The 12,714-nt window shown below is 21.8% G+C and carries 8 protein-coding genes; 7 read left to right on the top strand and 1 reads right to left on the bottom strand.

Features of this window, described 5'->3' with window-relative positions; genetic code table 11:
- Positions 1-17 precede the first annotated feature (17 nt).
- Positions 18-1,043, bottom strand: a complete 1,026-nt coding sequence (hrcA, locus tag AADV48_RS01280) for a heat-inducible transcriptional repressor HrcA (RefSeq protein ID WP_341266785.1) — start codon at positions 1,041-1,043, stop codon at positions 18-20.
- A 410-nt stretch (positions 1,044-1,453) separates the two neighbouring features.
- Here hrcA and AADV48_RS01285 point away from each other — a divergent pair, with 410 nt between their 5' ends.
- From AADV48_RS01285 to AADV48_RS01315, 7 genes are all read left to right on the top strand, one after another.
- Positions 1,454-4,156: a serine protease gene (locus tag AADV48_RS01285; RefSeq protein ID WP_341266786.1), complete on the top strand. Its 2,703-nt coding sequence runs from the start codon at positions 1,454-1,456 to the stop codon at positions 4,154-4,156.
- Between the two features lie 578 nt (positions 4,157-4,734).
- Positions 4,735-5,019 (top strand): hypothetical protein, encoded by a 285-nt coding sequence (locus AADV48_RS01290; RefSeq protein ID WP_341266787.1) that lies wholly within the window; start codon positions 4,735-4,737, stop codon positions 5,017-5,019.
- Between the two features lie 910 nt (positions 5,020-5,929).
- Entirely contained in the window at positions 5,930-7,588 is a 1,659-nt protein-coding gene (locus AADV48_RS01295; RefSeq protein ID WP_341266788.1) for a DEAD/DEAH box helicase, read from the top strand.
- Positions 7,589-7,864: 276 nt separating this feature from the next.
- Positions 7,865-9,247 (top strand): TldD/PmbA family protein, encoded by a 1,383-nt coding sequence (locus AADV48_RS01300; RefSeq protein ID WP_341266789.1) that lies wholly within the window; start codon positions 7,865-7,867, stop codon positions 9,245-9,247.
- Positions 9,247-10,578, top strand: a complete 1,332-nt coding sequence (locus AADV48_RS01305; RefSeq protein ID WP_341266790.1) for a metallopeptidase TldD-related protein — start codon at positions 9,247-9,249, stop codon at positions 10,576-10,578. The genes AADV48_RS01300 and AADV48_RS01305 overlap by 1 nt, the downstream gene beginning before the upstream one ends.
- A gap of 71 nt (positions 10,579-10,649) precedes the next feature.
- Positions 10,650-12,377 carry a DNA polymerase III subunit gamma/tau gene (gene dnaX / locus AADV48_RS01310; protein WP_341266791.1) on the top strand — a complete coding sequence of 576 codons (1,728 nt, stop codon included), beginning with the start codon at positions 10,650-10,652 and terminating at the stop codon, positions 12,375-12,377.
- A 16-nt stretch (positions 12,378-12,393) separates the two neighbouring features.
- Positions 12,394-12,672, top strand: coding sequence for a YbaB/EbfC family nucleoid-associated protein (locus AADV48_RS01315; protein ID WP_341266792.1), 279 nt, complete (start codon positions 12,394-12,396; stop codon positions 12,670-12,672).
- Positions 12,673-12,714: the final 42 nt, after the last annotated feature.

The following is a 12,714-nucleotide window of genomic DNA, read 5'->3' on the forward strand; positions in this document are numbered from 1 at the left end:
TTATCAAAATTAAGATTTTATTTTTTCTCATATAAATTAGAAATATGAGAAGATAAATATTCTAATATAGGTATAATTTCTTGATATTTTGTTATATTAGAACCCAATACAGCTATAAATCCTTTTTCATCTTCGTTGATACTATAAGGAATAGAAATAAAAATGAATTTTTTATTGTAAGGAATTAAACTAATTTGATTAGCTAATGTGCAAATAAAATCTTTAGAATCATAAAACAAATTACTTAATTTTTTTTTATCAAAAATTTCATAAATATCTTTGATATTTATATCTTTTTCTTCATAAGAAGTTAAAAAATTATTAACACCATAAACAGAAGCACTATTATTGCAAAAATTGCTAAAAGCTTTTAAAAAAAAATCTATTAATTTTTTTTGATATTTAATATGTTGTTGAATTGTTTGTTTAAAAATTTCACTTTGAATAATATTTAAAGCTTCATTTAAATATTTTCCGATGAGAAATTTATCAAAAATATTAATAACTTTTTTTAAATCTTCGATTTGAAAATTTTTTTCTTCATCTAAAAAAATATTTTGATGTTGTAAATTACCTTTATTTGTTGCAATAAAGATAATTGCTTGATTTATATTAACATAAATTAAATCAATTTTTTGAATTTTACTTGTTTTCAAAACATCAGGTTTTATATTAATAATTGCGTGATTAGTTAAATCACATAATAATTTCAAAATTTCTTTAACAATTTTTTCTTTATTTAAATGTTTTTTTTGAATTATTTGTTCAAATAAAGAAACAATTTCAATATTTTCGATTTTACGAGTTATCAAATTATTAAGATAAAAAATATAACCTTCTAAAGAAGGTATTCTACCACTAGATTTATGAGTTTTCTCTAAATAACCTTTTTTTTCTAATTGAAGCATATCATATCTGATAGTAGCACTAGAATATTTTAAATAAGGTGTTTTCGATAATAATTCAGAACTTATAGGTTTTTTTTCTTTAGAATAATTTTCTACTACAGCTTTTAAAATCAATCTCTCACGATTTGAAAGCAATTTAACACCACCTAGTGTTTATTGATTCTAGCACTCATAATAATGACTGCTAACATATATTTTATTATTTTTTTTTTAAAAAGTCAATACTTAAATTGAATTTAATATAAAAGAAATATCAAAGCAGTTTAAATTAAATATATTTTTTGTAAGAAAATAATTTTTAAATTTTAAATCATTTTTTAGCACTCACAAAAATAACTGCTAATATTATTTTATTATTTTTTTTTAAAAAGTCAATACTTAAATTTAATTTATTATAAATATAAAAAATATGTTAAAATAATGTATTCTTATATTAAGAAAAGCATTTTAAAAATTTTTCTGTCAATCCATAAATTAAAAATATAAATTAATATTTTAAAAAAACATTAAAAATTAAATATGAAATGGATTAATTCAAAAAACTCATGATTTTTGCAAAAAAGAAAATATGTATTCTTTGTCAAAAACAAAAGAAACATTTTGTTGTCTTTTTTTTGCTTTTTATATTATGTTTATTTTTTTATTATTGTTTTTTATTTAAATTAAATAAAGATAAAATTATTTTTAATCAATATGAACAAAATCAAATTTTATCTTCAGAAAATATTCAAGATTTAAAACAAAAAGAGAAAATAATAAAAAAATTACAAGATCAAGTCAAAAATATTTTTGGTCCTTCAACGGAAAAACCAACTTTTGATATCAAACCTCATATTTTTACTAAAGGGGACACAGTTTATGCTTTTTCTTTGGATATTGATAACGATATTAATCCTTTTCAAGAAGGTATAATAAGTAAAGATTATAATTTAGATAGTGATGATTATTTATTTGTTTCTGTGAAAGGTAAAAATAATAAAATTTTTTTTAATGATGCAGGGGAATTTATAGGTATTTCAGGGCCAGTTCAAGATGAGTCGATGGAAATTAATCATATTATCACTTCTAATTCTATTTTTTATTTATCACAGTGTGCTTGGTTTGATGATGATAAAATTACAAATGATTATTATTTTTGGATTACAACAGACACAGGGATAAAACATAAAATTTTTTTTGATAATAAAGGCTTATTTTTGGGTTTGCATAAAAAATTTAAATCAAAACCAAATAACTTATTAGAAAGTTTGTTTGAATTCCTTAATTTACAACAATGTAGACAAAATATTTCTGAAACATATATTCATAATGATACAATTCCAGAGAGTTCTAAAAATAAAATAATTAAAAATTTGCACCAGATTACTGTTTTAATCGCTTTATGGGATAATCAGCATTCTTATAGTTTAGGTTCTGGTTTTATTTATAAAGTTAAACCAATGAAAAATAATACTTATAAATATTATGTGTTAACCAATAGACATGTTATATCCGACTATCATAAATTAACATGGCCAAAAATTCAACTTTGTCACGATAACATTCAATTTCCGAAACATCTTAAAATCGACAGAAAGTATTTATATAATAAAGATGTTTATGATGATATAGCTGTTTTGGTGTTTGAAGATTCAAATCAAAGTAATTTTCAAAATACTAAAGATATTTTAGATAAAGTTTTCCCGAAAGAGAAAATAAATATTTATCCAGGACAAATTGTTTATAGTATGGGTTCTCAGGTATCTGATGTTCCGAAAGAAAAATTAAGTTTTAATTCTAATGATCAAGATATGATGAATGTACCCCATAATTTCAATCATTATAAAAGTATAGGATTTAATTTACTTAAAAAAGGCAATGTTGTTTATTGTAATGCTAAAGAAGTTGCATTTGATATCCAAATTGATCGAGGTAATAGTGGAGGTCCTGTATTTAATGAACAAGGTCAAATTATAGGAATGAATAAAAGTATTGTTTTGAGTCCAGATTCTCTTATGGATCAAATTTCTCAATGTATTTATATTGAACATATAAAACAAAAATTTGACGAAATAATTAAACTTCATGATGATGATTTTGAAAGTTCTATTTCGAATGTTATTCATACATCAAATAAAAAAAAAGATCATTTTTTGACTGATGTTAAAAATAAAAATTTATTGAAAGAAAAGACTGTTTTATTTAAAGATTTAGTTGAATGTTTAAAGGAAATGCCTAACAAGTCAATTAGTTCTGATATTTTGCAAGATTCACAAGATATCCAATTGAAAATTGATTTAATCCTTGGTATATATGGTCAAAAACAAATATTTTTTTTTGATCCAACAAAAGAAATAATTACAATAAGTTATGATGAAAAAAACCAAAAAATTATTTTTCGCAAAAAAGGACCTGATGATTTATCAGAAACCAAAGAATATTCCATTGATGAAATTCAACAATTTTATCCATATGAACCTTTTTTATCTTTAGAATTGAATTATTCTTCTTTTTCTAATAATGATAATAACAAATTAATGAATTTACAAAAAATAAAAAATTCTTTAGTTGTTATCGAACATAACAAAGAAATTAATGGTAATGGAATTATTTTTCAAAAAAAAGAATTATCAAAAAATAAATTTTTATATTTTGTTTTATCAACTGATATACATAAAGATGATTTTTGGATATCTTATTTAAAATCAGTTAAAAATATTTTTTATGATGGAGTAGAAATAATTACTTGTATTAACGGAAAATACAAAAAAGAAAAAGGTGAAATAAGAAACCTGTTGCTTAATAATGATCTAATTTTGATTACTTTTGAATCTGAATTTGATTATGATGTTGTTCATGGTCGGCCTACCAAAAATTTAAAATTAGGAGAAGAAATATTTTTTTTAATAAATAATGATAATGATTCTTATTATCCACACATGTTTAAAAGTGTTGTAAGTTATAAAGATAAAAATATTTTTCTATGTGATTCTGTTTTTGATTTAACTAAAAAAAAATCAAAATTTAATTTGTTTTATTTTGATGATAATGGTAATTTTATTGGTATTAATAAAAAAAATGATAATTTTGTTTCTTATTTTGCTTCAGTATCTTTACCTAAAGAATTAGAAATTTTGAGTTTATTGCAACAAAGTAAATTAAAAGAAAATTTATCTTTTATATTTTCTTTTGTGTTTCTTTTTATATTTTTATTTGTTTTTGTTTTATTATTTGTAAATCATCCAAAGACTTTATTCAAAATGAAATAAAAAATTAAATATAAAACCAAGATTTTATCCATTTTAAAAATATTGGGTGGAGAAATTGTTTAAATAAAAAAGATTAAAAATTACAGAAAATAGACAAGAATTTATTTATAACAAAGATAGTGGTAAAAATACCTTATATATAATAAGCAGCTTAACGAACTGCGTTGTTTGGTAATAGCACGATTAATTTCCTTATTCTACTAAAATGAAAAAACATGGATTACAGCGAATGAAAAAAGTGGATTGAGGCGAAGTTCATAACCCAGATGATCTTGCGAGAATAAATAATTCTATTGATAATTACTAAAATGGACCTAAAAGCGCAAAAAGTAGTAACTTATATTATTCCAAAAGTATTTAAACTTTTGGAATAATATAATCGCAATAATTGTTTATTAATTATTTTTGTAATAACATGAAAAACATTGTTTATATTTGAAAAAATATGACATTTAAATTAATTTTGAATTTGAAACAAATGAATTTAAATAAAAAACTTTTATAATAAAAGTTTAATAAAATAAAGATAAATAATATATAATATAATTATGAATTGTTTTGAAAAGGTTGAAAACGTTATGAAAGAATTTAAAGTAGATGGTTTGGTAAAAGCAGGCTTAATTATAAATATGATATGGCAATTTCCACTTGTATTTTTGTTAGGAATTGGATTATTCCTGTCGTTTAATTTCTTTACTATTATTTGGTTTATGTTGTTTCTTATGATGTTAGTTTTAGAATTTAGAATTGTGAACGGACAAGCTAGTAATGGAGTTCGTTGTTTCATCGGAATTTTATCATTGGTTTTTGGTATATTGCCAGGAATTTTTATTCTATGCGGAAAATACTCAGAAACCGAATGAATTAAAGAAGATAAAAGGATTAATCAAAAATAAATTTTATATTTTTTAATGATTAAAACAATATTTTTGAAATTAATTTAAATTCGTTATACGAAAACTGAAATATTTATTGTTCGGTTTTCGTATCGAAATCGCATATATTAAGAATTATTATAACTAACTCAATTAATTTAGAAAATGATTACAACGGATATGCAGCGACTTAAATAAAAATAAAAAAATTATAAATAGTTCGTAGTTAGAATTATTATAAATTAACTATTTATCATAAAATAGTTTAAAAAAGAACATCGCAATTTGAGTTTTTATTATTATCTTAATTATACATTATAATTTCATTTTAATATTTAGAAGTTCTCATTATTATGAGAACTTTTTATTTTTAGATTTGACATTAGTTCAATATTCAATTAGCTATTAACACTTATTTTATGTTTTAATCCAAAGAAAATAATTTAAGTAGTAATAATTCAAAATAGTATTTTTATATTTATTTTATTAATTAAATATTGTATAATTATTAAAAGATATTTATTTGACTTAGGAATATAAAAATTATAAATTTATTAATATTTTGTTGTTTGAAATTGATTCATTTTTTTGATTATTTCTGATTATAATATTATGATGTGTTTAATATAATTTGGATTAATTCTTTATTTAAATAGGATAATAAAATATATTTTTTCTAAAATTTATTATATTTTATCAAGGAGATTCAATTTTAAATAATAAATATTTGAATTTTGAATAAATTTGTTTGCTGATTTAATTTATTTTTTTCTTTGTAAGAATATACTTGAAAAAGAAAAAAAGCGACATTTTTTGGATTATTTCTTAGATAAAGTTAAAAAAATTTTTAACGAAAATAAATATTTTTATTTTTAATGCAATATAAAAGGAAAATGAAATGAGTATTTTATTTAAAGAATTAAATTTATTAAAAAAAACCGAAGATGCTTTAGTGGAATTGAATTTTTTACAACCTACGCCTATTCAAGCTTTGGTTATTCCAGAAATTATAAAAGGTCATGATATTATAGCACAATCTCAAACAGGAACAGGTAAAACTTTTTCTTTTGGTATTCCTATCATTGAAAAAATTGATCCAAAAATCAAAAAAGTTCAATCTTTAATATTATGTCCTACTAGAGAATTAGCTTTACAAGTTTTTTTAGAAATTCAAAAATTATTAAAATTTCAATCTGCAATTAAAGCAATTGTTGTTTATGGTGGTGAGTCTTATATTAAACAATTTCAAGCTTTAGATACAAAACCACAAATTATTATTGCTACTCCCGGAAGAATGATAGATTTATTAGAGAGAAAAAAAGTTGAATTATCTTCAGTTAAAATATTGACTTTAGATGAAGCTGATGAAATGTTAAAAATGGGTTTTCAACAAGCTATCGAAACTATTTTATCTAACGTTCCTAAAGAAAGACAAACAATTTTATTTTCAGCTACGATGCCACGTTCTATTCAAGAGATAGCTTATAAATATCAACGAAGTCCTAAAATTGTTAAAGTTAAACAAGATCAAATTGTTGTTAAATCTATTGAACAATTTTATTTTATTGTGAAAGAATTTGATAAAAATAAATTATTAGTACGTCTTTTAGATCAAAAAAATCCTGATTCAGTAATTATTTTTGCTAATACAAAAAGAGATGTTGAAACAATTTTGAATTATTTACAAGAAAGAGATTTTTTAGTAGACGCTATTCATGGGGATTTGAAACAAACTCAAAGACTTTATGTTATGAACAATTTTAGAAAAAAAAATATTAAAATTTTAGTTGCTACAGATGTAGCCGCTAGAGGTATAGATATTTCTGATATTAAAATAGTGATTAATTATGATTTGCCTTATGAAGAAGAAGTTTATGTACATAGAATTGGGAGAACAGGAAGAGCAGGCAAAATAGGTTCAGCTTACACTTTTGTTGGTTTAAGAAAAGTTTTTCAATTTAAAAAATTAATGTCTTATTTAAAAGAACAAATTACTAATTTAAGAATTCCAACAATAGAAGAAGTTCAAAAAGAACAAAATAAAATTTTTCAAGAAAAAATTTTACATTTAATAGATACTTCAAACAAAGAACAATTTCAAGATAATGCTTTTATTGATACATTATTAAACAAAAAAGAACCTAAAGAAATTATTGCTTCTTTTTTAAAATATTTAGCACCTCAAAATAAAAATTATGAATATATAGCGGAACCTAAAATATTTAAAAATGATAATGTGAAAAATTCTTATGTTAAAAGAAATAATATATCATCCAATTTTAATAAAACGAATAATAACTATAATAGTTATAATAAAATAATCCAAAAACCGATGACAGAATTAATTATTAATTTAGGTAAGGATGATGGCATCAATCCTTCTTTGCTTTTAAAATTATTAAGAGAAAAATTTAATATTTATAGTCAAAATATCGGTAATATTAAGCATTTTTATAATAAAACTATTTTCGAAATTCCTTCTAATTTGGCTAAACAAATTCAGTCTCAAAATAATATTTATTACGATAATAAGCTATTATATATACAATTTAAATAAATTTTATCAATACTTGAATTCAATATTGAACAAATTATGAAAGAATCTAAATTAAATAATAAAATTCTTGAATTTATCTATAAAATTATAACAAAATCCTTTTTCAAGGAAGATATTGAATTATAGTGGCAATATAAAATGAATTTTATTTGCCTTGATTATTTCAAAATAATTAATATTAACTTTTCTAATGTAGTTAGAATATTTAAAGAATTATTATTTTGGATTCAAAATAATAATTAAAAAGTTTTGAAGGAATAAAAGGGATTATTTTTTATGTTATCTAAAAACGAAATTCAAGAAATTTTACAAAAAGGATTAAATAAAGGTTTTGACTTTGTTGAATTATTTTTTGAAGATAAAGTTACTAATCAGTTACGAATTCTTGATAAGGAAGTAGTTGATTATCATACTAAAAATGTTTTTGGTGTAGGTATTCGTTTGTTAAAACAAACAGATGAAATTTATATTTACACTAATAACATAGATTATAAATATATTTTATCTTTGATAGAAGAACAAAAACAACAAAAAAATAACAAACAAATTACAAAAATTATTCCACTTGGTGAATCTCAAGAAATTAATAATAATATTCAAATACCTTTTAACAAATGGACTGTTTCTGATAAAATCAGTAAAATAATGAAATTGGCTCGTATTATGAAAGAATATGATTCTAATATTATTCAAAGTATAGTTGGTTTCACAGAGACAGAACAAAAAGTTTTGATTGCTAATTCAAAAGGTATTTATCAAAAAGATTTTCGTCCTTATATTATGTGTTATATGATGTCTGTTGCTAAAAAAAATCAAAAAATGGAAGAATTTTATGACAGCGAAGCATGTTCTATGGGTTTAGAAATTTTTGATATTATTGATTTTGAAGCTAAAGCGAAAAAAGTGGCTGAAAAAGCTATTATGTTGTTAACAGCAGAAGAAATTAAACCTCAAATTATGACTTTAGTTATTAGCAACGGAAATGGTGGAGTTATTTTTCATGAAGCTTGTGGACATTCTTTAGAAGCGACTTCTATTGCTAGAGGACTTTCTGTTTTTTGTAACAAGTTAAATCAAAAAATAGCTTCAGATATTGTAACTGCTTATGATGACGGTAATATTAGTAATTCCTTTGGTAAATTAAATTTCGATGATGAAGGACAACCCACTCAAAAAAATCTTTTAATTGAAAACGGCATATTAAAAAATTATTTGATAGATTATCGTAATAGTTTAAAAATGAATTTAAAAACAACTGGTTCTGCAAGAAGAGAATCTTATAAATATTCTCCCACTTCTAGAATGAATTCTACTTATATTGCAGCGGGTAAAGATGATCCTCAACAAATTATTAAAGATACTAAATATGGACTTTATGCCGAAAATTTAGGTGGCGGAACTGTTAATCCTGCTACAGGTGAATTTAATTTTAAGGTTACATCTGGATATTTAATCGAAGATGGTAAATTAACTAAATTTGTTAAAGGAATGATGTTAATCGGCAAAGGTCAAGATGTTTTATTAAAAATAGATCGTGTTGGTAATGATTTATTATTAAGCCCAGGTCATTGTGGTTCTCTTTCTGGATATGTACCTGTTGATTTAGGACAACCAACTATTAGAGTTACAGATATAATTGTGGGAGGGAGTAAAAAATAATGATATATGATAATAAAATAAATTATACAAAGTGGTTTCAAAATGCTTTAAATCAAGGTTTTCAAGCTTTAGAGTTTTTAACCAATAAAGATATAAGTATGTCTATTTCATTAGAAGATGGTAAAATCTGTGAGCATGTGAAAAGTGATATATGTACAAACATTATTAAAGGTTTATATCAAAATAAAAAATCTTCTATGTATTTAGAGAAAATAGATGAAACGCAAATGAAAGAAACTTTGCAATTATTAAAAGATCAAATATCATTTTTAAATTTTAAAGAAAAAGATTTTATTTTTGAAGGTTCTTCTGTTTATCCTGATGTTATAAATTCTAATTTCAACTTCGCAACAATTAATATTCAAAAAAAATATGATTTACTTTTTCAATTAAAAGAACAATTAACTAAAAGTATGTTTTTACACAAAATAGAAAATATTTCTTATAATGAAATATTTTCGAAACATAAAATAGTTAATTCTAAAGGTTTGAATTTAGAGGAAGAATCTAGTTTATTAACTTTACATGTTTATTGTATTTTTAAAAAAGATCAAGAAATACAAGAAATTATCGAAAGTTTAACAGTTCATAATTTTGATCAAATTAATATTTCTGAATATTCTCAAAAAATAATATCTTTGGGAGAAAAAAAATTAACAACACATTCATTAAAATCTCAAGTTTATCCAACTGTTTTATCTAATAAAATTTTTGCTAAATTATTAAATAGTTTTAGTAATATTTTCAATGGTATGTATGCTTATCGTAATTTAACTAAATTAAAAGATAAAGTAGGCGAACCAATAGCTTCATCTAAAGTTACTTTAATTGACGAACCTTTATATGATAAAGCTTTTTTCAAATATAAATTCGATGATGAAGGTGTTTCTTGTTACACTAAAAAGATCATTGATAAAGGGGTTTTGAAACAGTTTATTCATAATTTAAAAACTTCATTTATTTTTGATGCCAAACCTACTGGAAATAGTTTTTCTAATTCTATTGCGATGACTAATTGTTATTTAAAAGAAGGAGACAAAAGTTTAGAAGAAATGATATCGCCTATTACACAAGGAGTTTATATTGATTATGTAATAGGTTTACATGCAGGTGTTAACGATGTAAGTGGAGATTTTAGTGTTCAAGCATCTGGTTTTAAAATAGAAAATGGTAAAATTACTACTCCTGTAAAAATGCTTGTTATGACTGGTAATTTTTTTGATATTTTATTAAATTTAAAAGATATTGCGAATGATTTATTATTACAAACTTCAGGTTTCGGAAGTCCTAGCGTTTATGTTGGCGATTTAACTATTGCCGGTGAAAATTAATTTAATAGATATTTGAATTATTTTGGACTATTTTTTTAATAAATAATAAAAAGGTTTTTTGTAAAAAAAATATGAAATATATAGCTTTATATCGAAAACATAGGCCTAAAAATTTTCAAAATATAGTTGGTCAAACGATTATTATACAAACTTTAAAAAACGCTATTAAATATCAAAAGATTCATCATTGTTATTTGTTTAGTGGTAATAAAGGAGTTGGAAAAACTACCTTAGCTAAAGTTTTAACTAAAGCTATAAATTGTTCTTTTTTTTTAAAACAAGAAGATTGCTGCGACATTCATAATAACGAGAATTGTTGTGAATTTTGTTTGTCTATCGACCAAAATAAAACTTTAGATTTTATTGAGATTGATGGTGCCTCTTATAGCGGCGTGGATGATATACGTGAATTAAAAGATAAATTATTTTATAAATCTGATTTTTTGAAATATAAAGTATATATTATTGATGAGATTCATGTTTTATCTCCCAATGCTTTTAACGCTTTATTAAAAGTTTTAGAAGAACCATCCCCGAATGTTATTTTTATTTTAATTACTAGCGAATATCATAAAATTCCTGAAAATTTGTTTTCACGTACACAATATTTTTATTTAAATAATATTTCTTCTCAAGATATTCAAAAGAAAATAAAATCAATTTCTAATATTGAAAAAATATCTATATCTGATGCAGCTGTAAATAAGATTTCTTCTTATTCTCGAGGTAGTTTAAGAGATGCTTTAAATGTATTAGATCAAGTTAGTTCTTATAAAAATGATATTATTGAAGAAAAAGATGTTTTAGAAATATTAGAACTTGTTTCTGAAGAAAATATTCACAAATTATCTCAAGTTTTATTTCAAAATAATATAAAAAACCTTATTACTTTTTTAGAAAACATCTTAACTCCTAATACAAATTATGTGCTTTTTTTGAATGATTTTGTTAATTTTTTTCAGAAACAAGTTATTCATTATTTTAAAAATAATGATGATAGTTTTGTTGTTTGGTCTAATTTTGATTATCAATCAAGAGATAAAATTTTACAAAAATTATTCGAATTACAAAATAATTTGACATTATCCCAAAATAAGAGAAATTTTTTAATTATTGGTTTTATTCAAATTAATCATTTTGTATTTTCACTAAATCAAGTACCAAAGATGTCATATTCAAACGAAAAACAAATTAATTTGTCGAAAACACAATTAAATATAAACATACAAAAACAAAAATTTTTGGACGATACGTCTTTTATATCTAATATCCAAGTCAAAGAAAATAATTTATCAACATTTAAAAAAAATTTTGTATTTAATATTATTAATATTTTAAATAATTCTGATATTATCACTAAAGAATTAATTTGTAAAGGATGGCGAAAATTACAAAATTATCCTATTTCTAAATTATCTCATACTGCTAGATTATTATATAATTCACAATTTTTAATGATAAATTTTAACAAAGAAATTCTTTTATCGTGTAGAGATGATATAGAATATGGACAATTCTTAAAACATGATATCAGAAATGAAATTAAGCAAATTTTAAATGCAAAAAAAACATTAATAAAAGAATATTTTGTGATCTTAAATAAGGATTGGGAAAATATAATAAAACCTGTTTATTTAAAATTTTTAAAAACTAAAAAAAAAGAAGATTTAGATTTATCTCTTTTTAAAACTGATTTTTATGAAATAAATTCTTCTTTAAATATTGAACAAAATCAATTAATTATTGTAAAGTTAGCTAGGCGTTTGTTCGCTTCTGATGATTTAGAAATTATTAATTAAAAGAGGATTTTAAATAATGGATATATTAGAAAAATTAAAAAAAATGCAAGAAAATATTGATAAAGAACAAAAACAATTAGAATTAAGAGAATTTACTTCAAGAGTGGGTGATATTGTGATTGTTATGCAAGGTACAAAACAAGTAGTTGATGTTTGTATTAAAAATTTAGATTTAGTTAAAAATTTAGATTTGGTTCAAGAAAGTATTTTATTATCTTTTAACGATGTTTTAAAACAAGTAGAAAATGCTACTAAAGATTTATTTATAAAAGCTGCTAAAGATTATGGTTTTTAATTTTTAAAAAAATTAAATTGGTTTATTTATTTTATAAAAATA

The sequence above is a fragment of the Candidatus Phytoplasma fraxini genome, assembly GCF_038024965.1.
GTDB lineage: Bacteria > Bacillota_I > Bacilli_A > Acholeplasmatales > Acholeplasmataceae > Phytoplasma > Phytoplasma fraxini.